At 69.0% G+C, this 13,081-nt stretch carries 17 protein-coding genes and 1 pseudogene; 11 read left to right on the forward strand and 7 right to left on the reverse strand.

Going from position 1 to position 13,081, the window contains the following annotated elements:
* Positions 1-69: 69 nt before the first annotated feature.
* The 4 genes from ACIPEK_RS14505 to ACIPEK_RS14520 form a co-directional block, all read right to left on the reverse strand.
* Positions 70-771, reverse strand: a complete 702-nt coding sequence (locus ACIPEK_RS14505) for an HAD family hydrolase (RefSeq protein WP_401995209.1) — start codon at positions 769-771, stop codon at positions 70-72.
* A gap of 19 nt (positions 772-790) precedes the next feature.
* Positions 791-1,489 carry a phosphatase PAP2 family protein gene (locus ACIPEK_RS14510; RefSeq protein WP_401995212.1) on the reverse strand — a complete coding sequence of 233 codons (699 nt, stop codon included), beginning with the start codon at positions 1,487-1,489 and terminating at the stop codon, positions 791-793.
* A gap of 33 nt (positions 1,490-1,522) precedes the next feature.
* Positions 1,523-2,458, reverse strand: coding sequence for a M56 family metallopeptidase (locus ACIPEK_RS14515; protein WP_383068836.1), 936 nt, complete (start codon positions 2,456-2,458; stop codon positions 1,523-1,525).
* 86 nt (positions 2,459-2,544) lie between these two features.
* Positions 2,545-3,126 carry a DUF5134 domain-containing protein gene (locus tag ACIPEK_RS14520; protein WP_401995215.1) on the reverse strand — a complete coding sequence of 194 codons (582 nt, stop codon included), beginning with the start codon at positions 3,124-3,126 and terminating at the stop codon, positions 2,545-2,547.
* 160 nt (positions 3,127-3,286) lie between these two features.
* Here ACIPEK_RS14520 and ACIPEK_RS14525 point away from each other — a divergent pair, with 160 nt between their 5' ends.
* Positions 3,287-3,658, forward strand: coding sequence for a hypothetical protein (locus ACIPEK_RS14525; protein ID WP_401995218.1), 372 nt, complete (start codon positions 3,287-3,289; stop codon positions 3,656-3,658).
* On the opposite strand, the gene ACIPEK_RS14530 is transcribed toward ACIPEK_RS14525, so the two are convergent.
* Positions 3,646-4,032 (reverse strand): VOC family protein, encoded by a 387-nt coding sequence (locus tag ACIPEK_RS14530; RefSeq protein ID WP_401995221.1) that lies wholly within the window; start codon positions 4,030-4,032, stop codon positions 3,646-3,648. The two genes, ACIPEK_RS14525 and ACIPEK_RS14530, sit on opposite strands and share 13 nt — an antisense overlap.
* Positions 4,033-4,110: 78 nt before the next feature.
* Here ACIPEK_RS14530 and ACIPEK_RS14535 point away from each other — a divergent pair, with 78 nt between their 5' ends.
* Positions 4,111-4,662: a GNAT family N-acetyltransferase gene (locus ACIPEK_RS14535; protein WP_401995224.1), complete on the forward strand. Its 552-nt coding sequence runs from the start codon at positions 4,111-4,113 to the stop codon at positions 4,660-4,662.
* A 12-nt stretch (positions 4,663-4,674) separates the two neighbouring features.
* On the opposite strand, the gene ACIPEK_RS14540 is transcribed toward ACIPEK_RS14535, so the two are convergent.
* On the reverse strand, positions 4,675-5,325 hold the full coding sequence (locus tag ACIPEK_RS14540; RefSeq protein WP_401995254.1) for a glycerophosphodiester phosphodiesterase: 651 nt from the start codon (positions 5,323-5,325) through the stop codon (positions 4,675-4,677).
* Between the two features lie 551 nt (positions 5,326-5,876).
* Here ACIPEK_RS14540 and ACIPEK_RS14545 point away from each other — a divergent pair.
* The 5 genes and pseudogenes from ACIPEK_RS14545 (at position 5,877) to ACIPEK_RS14565 (ending at position 10,530) form a co-directional block, all read left to right on the forward strand.
* Positions 5,877-7,274, forward strand: coding sequence for a DUF6421 family protein (locus ACIPEK_RS14545; protein ID WP_401995227.1), 1,398 nt, complete (start codon positions 5,877-5,879; stop codon positions 7,272-7,274).
* A gap of 26 nt (positions 7,275-7,300) precedes the next feature.
* Positions 7,301-8,068, forward strand: a complete 768-nt coding sequence (locus ACIPEK_RS14550; protein ID WP_401995230.1) for an SDR family NAD(P)-dependent oxidoreductase — start codon at positions 7,301-7,303, stop codon at positions 8,066-8,068.
* Positions 8,047-9,126, forward strand: a complete 1,080-nt coding sequence (locus tag ACIPEK_RS14555) for a threonine aldolase family protein (protein ID WP_383068850.1) — start codon at positions 8,047-8,049, stop codon at positions 9,124-9,126. The genes ACIPEK_RS14550 and ACIPEK_RS14555 overlap by 22 nt, the downstream gene beginning before the upstream one ends.
* A gap of 75 nt (positions 9,127-9,201) precedes the next feature.
* Positions 9,202-9,811 (forward strand): annotated as a pseudogene (locus tag ACIPEK_RS14560) (transglutaminase domain-containing protein).
* 26 nt (positions 9,812-9,837) lie between these two features.
* Positions 9,838-10,530: a B3/4 domain-containing protein gene (locus tag ACIPEK_RS14565; RefSeq protein WP_401995233.1), complete on the forward strand. Its 693-nt coding sequence runs from the start codon at positions 9,838-9,840 to the stop codon at positions 10,528-10,530.
* A 30-nt stretch (positions 10,531-10,560) separates the two neighbouring features.
* Here ACIPEK_RS14565 and ACIPEK_RS14570 read toward each other — a convergent pair whose 3' ends face one another.
* The gene (locus ACIPEK_RS14570) at positions 10,561-11,283 is read right to left on the reverse strand and encodes a lysophospholipid acyltransferase family protein (protein ID WP_401995257.1); all 723 of its coding nucleotides are present in this window, start codon (positions 11,281-11,283) and stop codon (positions 10,561-10,563) included.
* Between the two features lie 218 nt (positions 11,284-11,501).
* Here ACIPEK_RS14570 and ACIPEK_RS14575 point away from each other — a divergent pair, with 218 nt between their 5' ends.
* The 4 genes from ACIPEK_RS14575 to ACIPEK_RS14590 all read left to right on the forward strand — a co-directional run.
* Positions 11,502-11,828: a TlpA family protein disulfide reductase gene (locus ACIPEK_RS14575; protein ID WP_401995236.1), complete on the forward strand. Its 327-nt coding sequence runs from the start codon at positions 11,502-11,504 to the stop codon at positions 11,826-11,828.
* 72 nt (positions 11,829-11,900) lie between these two features.
* Positions 11,901-11,981, forward strand: coding sequence for a putative leader peptide (locus tag ACIPEK_RS14580; protein WP_401995260.1), 81 nt, complete (start codon positions 11,901-11,903; stop codon positions 11,979-11,981).
* A gap of 43 nt (positions 11,982-12,024) precedes the next feature.
* Positions 12,025-12,531 carry a flavin reductase family protein gene (locus ACIPEK_RS14585; protein ID WP_383068854.1) on the forward strand — a complete coding sequence of 169 codons (507 nt, stop codon included), beginning with the start codon at positions 12,025-12,027 and terminating at the stop codon, positions 12,529-12,531.
* 200 nt (positions 12,532-12,731) lie between these two features.
* Positions 12,732-13,081, forward strand: a 350-nt coding sequence (locus ACIPEK_RS14590; protein ID WP_401995239.1) for an electron transfer flavoprotein subunit beta/FixA family protein, incomplete at its 3' end; no start/stop codon positions are given.

A 13,081-nucleotide genomic window follows, 5' to 3' on the forward strand; every position in this document is an offset into this window, starting at 1 on the left:
GCATACAGGCTAAGGCCCTGATGTGACAATCCGACCCATTGGGCGTCAGGGACATCTCTCACATGTCTCTCAGGCAACGCCCGGCGTCAGTCCCAGCATCCGCAGCCCATCGGGCCGCTCCTCCACCGGAAGATGCTCCACAAAGCGAACGTCACAGCCCAGCGCCGCCGCCCCGCCGTCCGCGCGTCGGTCGTCGCCGACCATCACCACATCCGTCGGGTCCTGCTCTATAAGTGTGCAGGCCGTGTGGAAGAGCCGTGTGTCCGGCTTCTGGACGCCGTGCTCGTACGACAGGACGTAGGCGTCGATCAGGGCGTCCAGGCCGTGTGCCCGGAAGACCGGCCGCAGGTCCCAGCCGATGTTGCTGACCACACCGATACGGGTGCCGCTGTCGCGCAGCGCACCGAGCACCTCCGCCGCGTCCGGGTAGGGCTGCCAAGCGGCAGGTGACCTGTGCCGCTCGTACAGTGCGTCGTACAGCCCCGGATCCGGCAGGGCCACCTGACGGGCCAGTCCCGTATATGCCTCCCGGTGGAGTTCCGCGCTCTCGTCGCGGGTGGCCCACACGGAGGCGAGGCGGGCAGGAACGTGCTGGGGAAGCGGGCCGCCCGGCAACGCACCGGCGGCCTCGAGCCCCCGCGCGTATCGCTCGAAGGCGGCCGCTGTCACTGTCACCTCCCGCTCGGCGAGGACCGCACGCAACCAGGACCGGACCGATTCGATACGGAAGAGGGTCCCGGAGAAGTCGAAGAGCACACCCTTGATCTGCATGGAGGCGATCCTTCCCGGTTCAGGAGCGCCGCGGCAAGGCCGGTCCGCTGCGCGCCTCGTACCTGGCGAACCCGGCGACGGAGAACCCGACCAGGGCCGCCCCCAGCAGCCAGCCGCCCAGGATGTCGCTCATCCAGTGCACCCCCAGGTAGAGCCGGGTGAGGCCCACCCCGACCACCGAGACCCATGCCGCCACCAGCGCCGTCCGCCATATCCGGGATCCCGTACCGTGCCGTCGCAGCAGCCAGAGCAGCAGACCGCAGGCCACCGTCGCCGTCATCGCGTGACCGGAGGGGAACGCCGCGTAGTGGGCGGAATCCACCGGGTCCGGCCACCGCGGCCGCTCCCGGCCGACCGCGGACTTCAGTCCCTGCTGCAGGAGAGTCGACAGCGCGCTCGTCACTGCCACCCACATCGCGAGCGCCCGCGCCCCGCGCCACCACAGCACCACCACGGCCACCGCGATCAGGGCACGCATGGTCCATGGGTCCCACACCCAGTCGGTCAGGATCCGGTTCGCGTGGACGAGCCCGGGTTCGGTGACCGCCCTTCGGTGCAGGGCGTCCGCGACCGTACGGTCCAGCGTCATGAGTGGCGACCAGCGCACGGCGACCAGGATCAGCAGGACCAGGGCAGCAGACGCGCAGACCACGGCTGTGCGAAAAGGTGTGACGCCGGAACGGGTGCGGGCCTGTGGGGCGAGTGGCGGGGATGGCATGGGGTGATCTTCGCGGACGATCCGCACACCCGGCTATCCCAGTGCGCTGAGTCCCGGAATGAATGCCACCAGAAGCGGAACCACCGGTACCAGGGCGGCCGCCGCGGTCAGCCGGAGCCGACGGCCCGCAGTGAGCCGCTCCACCGGGGTCAGCAGCCGGTTCACCCGCAGCGGCAGCTGGGCGTCCGGCGCCGGGCACGGGCCGAACACGCCACGGTCCTCGTTGAGTTCCACCAGGGCCAGAGCGATCGTCAGCCGTCCGAAGCGCCTGGATGCCACATCGTCCGCGGCCAGTTCGACCAGCCGGTGCATCTCGTCGCGGAAGGCCGCGAACACCGGAACCTGCGGGAACCCGATCGCGAGTGCGCCGGAACAGTGCAGCAGCCAGTCGTGCCGGGCCCTCGCGTGTCCCTGCTCATGGGCCAGCACAGCATCCAGCTGACGGCCTTTCAGGCGGCCAAGTGCCGCCGTGGTGATGACCAGTTGAGGTGCAGCGCCCGGCAGCCACCAGGCACCCGGACGCTCTCCCTCCAGTACGACGAGCCGACCGCTGCCGGGTTCCTCGCCGGGCATCAGCGGGGAACGCACCAGCAATTCGGCGCGCCGTCGCCTGCGACGCACCTGGGCTCGGTGGATCTCCCGGGTCAGCATCGCCGCGGTCCACACCCCTCCGAGCGCCAGCAGCACGGCCATGGCCGCAGACCACCGCCCGTGCCCGCCCAGTGCATACGCCTCCACCACGGCACGCGGCGCCGGTGCGAACACATGCCCGCGCACCGCCTGCCAAGCCGCAGCCGCACTGAACGTCATGGAGAGCGCGAAGGAGAGCAGAACCCCGGCCACCACGCACTGCCAGACCCACAGCGCAACGACGGGCTCACGCTCCGGCCAATCCGCCCGCGCCATCAGACGTGGGGTCACGACGGCGGCCAGTGCACCGAGCAGCAGCAGCGCGAGGGAGACCAACATGGCGTCAGCCTATGAGCGGTGCGGTAGCCGCGGGTATGGCTGTGCACGGCAAGTGATGCACGCCACGGTTTGGCCTGCTCCCTGTCTCACAGAGTGAGCAGCATCGCGAACATGGCTATCCCCATCGTCAGCCGACAGGCGAGAGCCAGCTCGGGCCATGCGCTCCAGCCGCTCCCGACCGGCCCGCCACCGCCCCCCGCCGTGGTGGCCACCGGTATCAACCGGGCTCCCGAACGCAGCACATACACCGCGTAGTAGGCCAGCAGCAGTCCGGTCAGCAGAGGTATGCCCCCGGCCGTCACCGCGACATCATGGCCCGTGTGTCCGCTGTGCGCCCCTCCACCGCCCGGTGCCATCGTCAGCGCCATGTAGACCATCGCCGACGACCCGACCAGATGGTGCAGATGGTGCGTGCTGCGCCGGGAGAACCACAGCGCGCGCAACGAGGCCGCGCCGAACAGCACCGCGTACACCGCCCACCCCCACACCGGTGGTGTCACGACGGCGGCCGGCACGGCCATGGCGGCCATGCCGAAGCCCATCAGCGCCTCCGCACGCGCCGTCCTGCGCCCCTCTCCGGTCTCTCTGCGCGTGCGCAGCAGGCAGTACGCGCCCGTCACCCCGCACAACGCCGTCAGCAGCCAGCCGGACATCGCCGGTCCGTGCACAGCGCACCTCCCCCTGGACGTACGACGTCGGTCCCTCCTAGTCGATGCCCGGGCCCAGGCCGTCGTACGCGGCGCACTGAGGTACACGGGAGCGCGCGGAGGAGGTGTTCCCTGCCGCGCAGTGTGCTCCCGCCGGCTTGGTCAGCCGGTCGTGAAGGACTTGAAGACGCGTGCCCGGTCGGTGATGGCGTGTTCGGCGGGAGCCATTCACGCTGTCTGCGGATATTGCCTATGGCGACAATGCCGCCGCACCGGCTCCCTCGACGACCGGCTGCCGCCCGCCGCCGGCGCCGCCATCGGCCCCCTCTCGGAGTTCTTCCGGGGCGCCCTCCGGCCGGGCTGGATACGCGCCTCCACCACCGTCATCCGCCGTCTGGCCGACATCAAGAGGTCCGTCGGCCTGTCATGCCCGGTGGTGGAGCAGCTGCCGGCCGTGGAGCTGTTCCACCGACTGCCCGGCCGTGCTCGTCGACTGCGCGGAGAGAAGCCGCGCCGCGCACGGACGGCGCACCGGCACTGCTACGGGCGGTAGCGCAGTGGATGGTCCTCCGGTACTTCCACCACGACGATCCGGTGCCCGTCCGGATCGCGGATCCACATCTCGACAAGCCCCCACGGCTCGCGCACCGGCGGCCGCAGCACCTCGACGCCACGGGCCGACACCTCCTCGTGCGCCGCCCGGACGTCCGCGACCTGCAGCCACAGTTCGAGGCCGGGCACCGGAGGTGCAGTGGCGCGCCCGGAGACCTCCAGGAAGCCGCCGCCGAGGAAATAGACCGTGCCCCGCTCGGGGCCCGTGCCGAACTCCCGGTAGACGGGCAGCCCGAGGGACTGACTGTAGAAGATCCGTGACCGCTCGGGATCGGCCGGACGCAACAGGATCCGGCTGCTCAGCACATGAACCATGCGCCAGACTCTAGGTCCGGAACACGCGGGTTACGCTGCTTCGGCACGGCCACAGCAGAGAAACGGAGAGCCACCACCATGGACATAGCCCCTGCCGAGGACTCGGGACAGCTGACCTTCCGCGACGCGGCCGACGCCGATGTGCCCGCACTCGTGACGCTGATCGAGTCGGCGTACCGCGGGGACTCCAGCCGGGCCGGATGGACCACCGAGGCGGACATCCTGCAGGGGCAGCGGACCGACCCGGACGGCGTCCGCGAGGTCGTCGAAGCGCCCGGCAGCCGATTGCTCGTGGTGGAGCGCGACGGTGCGCTCATCGCCTGCTGCCAGCTCGAACACCGCGGTGACGCCGCCTACTTCGGGATGTTCGCGGTCCGTCCCGAGCTGCAGGGAGCCGGTCTCGGCAAGGTGATCATCGCCGAGGCCGAGCGCACCGTCCACAAGAGCTGGGGGGTGACCGAGATGCACATGACCGTGATCTCGGTGCGCGAGGAGCTGATCGCCTGGTACGAGCGCCGCGGCTACCGCCGTACGGGAAAGCTCAGCCCGTTCCCGTACGGCGACGATCGTTTCGGCATCCCGCAGCGCGACGATCTCACGTTCGAGCTGCTGATCAAGGACCTGGTCTGACCGGGCAGGCGATCAGGCGGTGAAGCGGCCGGCGCGGCGGATCTCCGGGTAGTCGGTGGTCGCGCCGTCCAGTCGCAGGGCGCGTACCAGCCGCAGATGGTCCTGGGTGTTCACCACCCAGCCGATGACCTTCAGCCCTTCGGCGTGCGCCTGCTCGACCACCTCCAGGGTGAGGCGGCGGATGTTCAGCGCCAGCGTCGCCGCACCCACCGCCTTCGCCCGGTCCACCACATCGCTGCGCCAGCGGCTCGCGATGAGTACCGTCCGTACTCCCGGCACCAGTTGGGCGATCTCGGCGACCGCCTCGTCGTGGAACGACGACACCTCGACCCGGTCGACGAGACCGCGTCGCAGCATCACTTCTGCCAGGGCGCGGGCCGCGGCCGCATCTTTGATCTCTGCCTGAACGGGGGACCGTACGGCGTCGAGCACCTCCTCGAAGACCGGCACGCGCTCGCCCTGTCCGGCATCGAGTTCGCGCAGCTCCGACAGGGTCTTCTCGGCGATCGGACCGCTGCCGTCCGTCGTACGGTCCACATCGGGGTCGTGCATGACGGCCAGCGCGCCGTCCTTGCTCAGATGAAGGTCCAGTTCGATGGCGTCCATCCCGGCGTGCTCCGCATGGACGAACGACCGCAGGGTGTTCTCCGGCTCGACACCCATCACTCCGCGATGACCGATGGTGAGAAAAGACAAGGCAACTCGCTTCCGTCGACGGCGTCTTCCCGCGTGCGGCTCCTACCCGCGAGGCACTACGGCATTACGTCAATTCGGCAGCCTAATGGCCCGCCCCGAGAGAGAACCGCTTGGACGAGGGGGAGTGGCGCCGTGTCCCCGGACGTCGGCGGCACCGAGCAGGAACCCGGTGATGACGGCTGCGACGGGAACGGCACGGATACTCACGCGGTGCGGCTCCACAGGTGGCGCGAAGGGCGGATGCCGTCCGTCCTGCCGGCGGACGGCCGTGCCGGGCGAGCTGTGTCACTCATGCGTGGGCGCGCCCTGCATGGCCTGACCGCTCAGGTGCGCGAGGCCGGGCGAACAGCCTCCGCGAGGGGCCGGCCGACGGAAGCGTTCGCAGGGAAGGTTCAATGCAGGAAGAATCGCGGTGACCATGGGGGGTCGGCAGGATAATTTTCTGAGGCCCACTTGTCCGAAGGAACTGCGGATGGATACGGTTGCTTGACGCGAGGTTCTCCTGTGGAGGAAGTGTTATGACGGAAATTCTTGTGCACGACGTTGCCGCAGGTGACATACCTACGGACCAGCGGGTGGTTGATCACCCCGCCTGGCCCGCGCTCAAGAATGCCGTGGAGGAGATCCGCCCCTGGCAGTCGAAGGACGGTTCCATCGACTTCGACGCCGAGGGTGCGCCGTCCCGGGCGGCTGCGCGGGCGACGCTGGATCGCGTGATCGTCGCGATCGAGGAGCTCTCCCCGCTGCTTCCGCATGACGACGCCTACCACCGTGCCCTTGTCGTGGACCTGCGTCGCTGGGCCACGGACGGCTTCGCCGTGCCGGACTTCCTCGACTCGCTGCTCGCCTTCCAGCCGGCCAGGGGCCGCACCGACGGGCTCCAGCACCTCGTCGTCTTCGCGATGTACACACAGAACGGCAACCCGGACCGCAACCTCGAAGCGGTCGTGCTGCGGATGGTCTGGCCCGAGTGGCTGGCCGAGCTCGAAGCCACCCGCTACGACAACCCGTTGTTCTGCGGCATCACCTTCGAGGGCTTCACCTCGGGATACGACACCAACTCCGCCGTGCTCTTCCCGGAGACCGTCGCCGTGCGCGAGGCCCCCGAACGCTTCAGCTGGGGCGGAATCTTCTGCGACCGCGAGGCCGCCCGCTTCCGCCGTGTCACCGAGGCGTCGGTCGATCTGCTCGGCGTCGAGCTGCCCGATGACATCCACGAGATGATCGGTGACCAGCAGCGCTGCGAGCAGGCCTTCGTGCTCTGGGACATGGTCCACGACCGGACGCACAGCCACGGCGACCTGCCGTTCGACCCCTTCATGATCAAGCAGCGCCAGCCGTTCTGGATGTACGGGCTCGAAGAGCTGCGCTGCGACCTCACCGCCTTCAAGGAGGCCGTGAAGCTGGAGGCCGACGGCTTCCCGCAGGGCCGCGATGTGCAGTACGCCGTGCTGTTCGACCGGATGTTCCGCTTCCCCGTCACCGGCGAGCGCGTCCGCAACTACGACGGCCTCGGCGGCCAGCTGCTCTTCGCGTACCTCCACAAGCACGACGTGATCCGCTGGACCGACAACACGCTGAGGATCGACTGGGACCGTGCCCCGCAGGTCACCAATCAGCTCTGCACCGAGATCGAGAAGCTCTACCGCGACGGCATCGACCGCCCCAAGCTCGTCCACTGGTTCGCCGCGTACGACCTGGTCTCGACCTACCTCGCCCCGCACCCGGGCTCCCGCTGGGCCAAGGGCCCGGACGCGCTGGATCTTTCCCAGCCGCCGCGGAAACTCGTCGACGACGTGCTTCCGGATGAGTTTCCCCTGAGCATGTTCTATGAGGCACTCTCCAAGAAGCTGAAGAACGTGATTGCCTCGACCAAGGGGATCACCGCCGCGGATGCCGAGCGGGCAGCCGCGTGAGCGCCGGGCATAAGGAGGCGGTGGCCATGAACGGAAACGGCAAGGGCAACGGGAGCGGTGCTCTCGAAGGCGCTGTGGTCGCGGTCGCCGGGGCCGCGGGCCCGGCCGGCCGGGCCACGCTGATGAGGCTCGCCGAGGCCGGTGCGACCGTCGTCGCCTCCGACGCCGATGCCACCCGCCTGGCCGAGGCGGTCGACGCCGCCCGCTACGCCCACGGCGGCGCCACGGTCACCGGTGACACCGTCGATCTGCTGGACCTCGGTGCCGCCCGCGAATGGGCGGACAAGACGGAGAAGGAATTCGGCCGGATCGACGGCCTGGTCCACCTCGTCGGCGGCTGGCGCGGCAGCGCCACCTTCGCCGAGACCGACCTCGCCGACTGGAACCTGCTCGAGAAGCTGCTGATCCGCACGGTCCAGCACACCTCGCTGGCCTTCCAGGAGGGTCTGCAGCGCAGCGACCGGGGTCGCTATGTGCTGATCAGCGCGGCCGGGGCGAGCAAGCCCACCGCGGGAAACGCAGCCTATGCCGCGTCGAAGGCGGCGGCCGAGGCCTGGACGCTCGCGCTCGCGGACTCCTTCCGCAAAGCGGGGGGCGACGAAGGGCCCAGGACCGCGGCTACGATCCTGATCGTCAAGGCACTGGTGCACGACGCGATGCGCGCCGAGCGCCCCAATGCGAAATTCGCGGGCTTCACCGACGTCAAGGAACTGGCCGATGCCATCGCCGGCGTCTGGGACCGGCCCGCCCCGGAAGTGAACGGAAAGCGCCTGTGGCTGACCCCACAACCGTAAGGACCGACGCGCGACGCCACCACGACCCGCAGGTACGCGGCTTCGCCAGTGACAACTACGCCGGCACGCACCCGGAGATCCTCGCGGCCATCGCCCTTGCCAACGGCGGTCACCAGATCGCCTACGGCGAGGACGACTACACCGAGCATCTCCAGCGCGTCATGCACAGTCACTTCGGCCCGACCGCCGAAGTCTTTCCGGTCTTCAACGGAACCGGCGCCAACGTCGTCTCCCTCCAGGCGATGACCGACCGCTGGGGCGCGGTGATCTGCGCCGAGTCCGCTCACATCAACGTCGACGAGGGCGGCGCCCCGGAGCGGGTGGGCGGCCTCAAGCTGCTCACCGTGCCCACCCCGGACGGCAAGCTCACGCCCGAGCTCATCGACCGGCAGGCGTACGGCTGGGACGACGAGCACCGCGCCATGCCGCAGGTCGTGTCGATCACCCAGAACACCGAACTGGGTACGGTCTACACACCCGGCGAGATCCGCGCCATCTGCGACCACGCCCACGGCCACGGCATGAAGGTCCACCTGGACGGGGCCCGGATAGCCAACGCCGCGGCTTCGCTGGACGTACCGATGCGTACGTTCACCAATACCGTCGGCGTCGACGTCCTCTCCTTCGGCGGCACGAAGAACGGGGCGATCTTCGGCGAGGCCGTGGTCGTCCTGAACCCGGACGCCGTCCGTGCCATGAAGCACCTGCGCAAGCTGTCGATGCAGCTCGCCTCGAAGATGCGCTTCGTCTCCGTACAGCTGGAGGCACTGCTCGCCGGAGACCTCTGGCTGCGCAACGCCCGGCACGCCAACGCCATGGCCCAGCGGCTCGCGGAGGGCGTGCGTGCGGTGGACGGGGTGGAGATCCTCCACCCCGTCCAGGCCAATGCCGTCTTCGCCCGGCTGCCGCACGAGGTCAGCGAGCGGCTGCAGAAGCGCTTCCGCTTCTATTTCTGGGACGAGGCCGCCGGTGATGTGCGCTGGATGTGCTCCTTCGACACCACGGAGGACGATGTCGACGCATTCGTCCTTGCCCTGAAGGAAGAGATGGCGAAGTAGCCATAGTTGAATAGGCATGCGGTCGATCGGAAAGATATTGACATCCGGTCGGCCGCTTACCTATGTTCGGCGGCCATGGAGCTGATCCGGCAAGTCCCGGAGCTTTCCACCTGTCTCGCCGCCGATGAGGCCATCGGCCGCGAGCATCCGCCGGTACGGGATACGGTCGCCGATCTCCGGAGCAATACCACCGACGCATACGCATACGCATACGCATACGCGGCCGCCGCTTACGCCTTCGTGCGTGACGCCATTCCGCACTCCGCCGATTCGGGTGACATGCGGGTCGCCTGGCGCGCCTCCGGCGTCCTCGCGACGCGCGACGGTATCTGCCACTCCGAGTCCCACGCTCGGGCCACCCTCCTCCGTGCGGCGGGCGTCCCGACCGCCCTCTGCTACCAGGGGCTCGGCGAGCAGAACGGGGATCCGGGCCCCGTGCACGGGCTGATCGCGGCTCGGCTGCCCGGTCGCGACCGCTGGACCGTCAGGACCCCGGGGCGGTAGGCCGGGCGTCGACGCCCACTTCTCGCCCGGCGAGGAGCGGCCGGCATGGCCCATCCGCCCGGAGTTCAATGAAGTGGACTATCCAGTACTCTATGCAGCACCGCATCCGGCGGTACTGCGCGGCCTCCGGTCCGCCGAGGACCGCCCGCAGCTGTGGCGCACTCTCCCCACTGCGCTCTGAGATCCCGTCCCGAGGCAAGGCAGCCGATGACCCTGACGTTCACTGTCTCCGACGACGTACGTACCCTCGCCCCCGGCTTCAGTCACCTCGCCGTCGAAGCGCGCGGCCTGGTCGGCGGGCCCAGCAACGGCGACAGCTCAGCCCTGCTGGACGAGGCGGCCCGCCGCCTGGCCGAGCGGCTCGACGGCCGGGCCCCGCACGAGGACCCCCACTTCGCCGCCTGGCGCGACATCTACACCGCCTTCGGCGCCAAGCCCTCCCGCACCCGCAACTCCGCCGAAGCCCTGGCCCGGCGCGCGCTCACCGCCGCCGGGCTGCCGCGCATCAATCTCCTGGTCGACCTCTACAACGCCATCAGCGTCGCCCATCTGATTCCGGTCGGCGGCGAGGACATCGACCGCATCAACGGCACCATGCAGCTCGTACGTTCCACCGGCCAGGAGCCTTTCGCCACCGTCGCGGGCGGCGAGGAGACCGTGGAGCACCCCGAGCCCGGCGAAGTCGTCTGGTGCGACGACGAGGGCGTCACCTGCCGTCGCTGGAACTGGCGACAGGGCGTGCGCACCCGGCTCACCGAGGAGTCCGTGAACGCCGTGTTCCTGCTGGAGCGTCTCGCGCCCATGACGATCGGCGAACTCGAAGCCGCAGGCGCCGAACTCGCCGAAGGGCTGGAGAAGCTGAGCCCCGGGGCGCGGATCACCGTCGGCGCTGCGGAGTGACATTTCGGTCGTGACCGTGAGCCGGCCGCGTCAGCTCTTCTCGCGCACCTCGGCGGGCGTCGGAGCCGTACCGCCGAGGTGCGAGGGAACCCACCAGGTGTCGCTCGCGTCCTTCGGGCGCACGGGATAGGCGCGCTGAGCCGCTTCGAGGAGCTCCTGGGCCCGCTCCCGCAGCCGCCGGGTGATGGCGCCCGCGTACTGGTCGGCGGGTGCCTCCACCGGCTCGCCGACCCGGATCGTCACCGGAATGTGGTTGCGCTTGAAATTGCGCGGCCGGCCCTTGGTCCACAATCGCTGCGTCCCCCACAGCGCCATCGGGACCAGCGGCACGCCGGCCTCCTGGGCCAGCCGGGCAGCGCCGGACTTGAAGCTCTTCAGCGTGAACGACTCCGAGATCGTGGCCTCGGGGAACACGCCGACGATCTCGCCGGAACGCAGCGAGGCAAGGGCGTGCGCATATGCGTCCTCACCCTGCTTGCGGTCGACGGGGATGTGCTTCATGCCGCGCATCAGCGGGCCCGAGACCTTGTGCCGGAAGACCGATTCCTTCGCCATGAAGCGGACAAGACGCTTCTGCGGCAGCGCCGCGAGCCCGGTGAAGATGAAGTCCAGATAGCTGATGTGGTTGCTGACCAGTACCGCGCCGCCGGTCTTCGGGATGTGCTCGGAACCCTGAGTGTCGATCTTCAGGTCGAGCGCCTTGAAAAACGTACGAGCGGCGCCGATGACCGGCCGATAGACGAGTTCTGCCATCTGGAGAAGACCCTTCTTCAGCGCCTGAGGAGGGTTCTCCCGGCGGAAGTTACGCAGCCGTAGGTTTGCGGCATTGCGCCGATCGTGCCCCATGCGCGACGCGGTGGCCAGTCTCCGAGGGCGTGGGCCGCGAGATTCTCGTCACGTGGAACCGCCGGGAATGTCTTGGTGTCCGGTGGTGCTGACCCCTTGCGAAGAGCTCTGACAGGAGGCCGAAGGTGGACGGGCAGACACAGGCGGGAACACTGGACGCGGCCCAACTCGGCGCGGAATTGGGGGAGCGGGCAACCCTTGTGCAGTTCTCCAGTGCGTTCTGTCAGCCCTGCCGGGCCACCCGCCGTACTCTCGTCGAGGTGGCGCGAATGGTGGACGGCGTCGCCCATGTCGAGATCGACGCCGAGGCGCATCTCACTCTCGTGCGCGAGCTGGAGATCAGCCGGACACCGACCGTGCTGATCCTCGATGCCACCGGCCGGATCGTCCGCCGGGCCGTCGGGCAGCCGCGTACCGTCGACGTCGTCGCCGCACTGGGACGGGCAATGTGACGGACCGTGATGCATCTCCCACATTGCGGAACGCTCTTGACTGCCCCCACCACGCATCGTCAGTCTGACGCTATGCCGCCAGAACCCCTTCTCTACGGCCGGGTCCATGTGGATCTCGCCCGCAACGCGAGTGCGCGCTGTCCGGATGCCTGAGCAACCACGGCCCCGTACGCCTCCCTCGCAGAAGGACACCTCCATGACGGCTTCGCCCGAGCTCGGCACCTCCCGCACGGCATCCCCCGAACTCCTCCGCTCGGTCTTCCGGCAGCACGCCGCCGGTGTGGCAGTGATCACCGCCGCAGGTGACCGGCCGGTCGGCTTCACCGCAACCTCTCTCAACTCCGTCGCCGCCGAGCCGCCGCTGATCTCCTTCGGTGTGGGGACCTCGTCCTCCAGTTGGCCGGTCGTGGCCGAGGCCGAACACATCGGCGTCCACATACTCGGTGAGCACCAGCAGGAGCTGGCTGCCACCTTTGCCCGCAGCGGCGCCGACCGGTTCGGCCCGTCCACCTATTGGCGCAGTGGGCCCGCAGGTGTGCCGGTGCTCGACGGTGTGCTGGCGTGGCTGGTCTGCCGCGTGGTGGCCCGGGTTCCGGCGGGGGACCACCGGATCGTGATCGCAAAGGCCGTGGTCGGCGACCCGGCCGGAGGCGGTCGCCCGCTGCTGTATCACCAGGGCCGTTTCACCGCTCTGCGGGACTGAGAACTCCCAAGCGGCACAAGGGCGCCGCACGTTGGCCAGATCACAGTTCCAAGCGCTTGCTCATGGGGGAAACACTGGGTGTACTGACTAGTAATATTTCCTTCGGAGCGTCGGTCGCCCGACCGGAAACCGCCCCATCAGGCGCCTATGCTGCGTGCAACAAGGCAGCCCAGAAATGACGATGCAGTAGGAGAGCCGGCGTGAGCTTGAGGATCGTTGTCTGTGTGAAGTACGTGCCCGACGCCACCGGCGACCGGCACTTCGCCGATGACCTGACGCTGGACCGTGAGGATGTCGACGGTCTGCTGTCGGAGCTCGACGAGTACGCGGTGGAGCAGGCGCTGCAGATCGCGGACGAGGCGGATGACGCGGAGATCACCGTCCTGACGGTGGGTCCGGAGGATGCCAAGGACGCGCTGCGCAAGGCGCTGTCGATGGGTGCCGACAAGGCCATCCACGTCGAGGACGACGACCTGCACGGCACGGACGCCATCGGTACGTCCCTCGTGCTGGCCAAGGCCATCGAGAAGGCCGGCTACGACCTCGTCAT

Origin of the sequence: Streptomyces sp. NPDC088246, assembly GCF_044741025.1 — a bacterium.
In the GTDB taxonomy this organism is placed as follows: Bacteria; Actinomycetota; Actinomycetes; order Streptomycetales; family Streptomycetaceae; genus Streptomyces.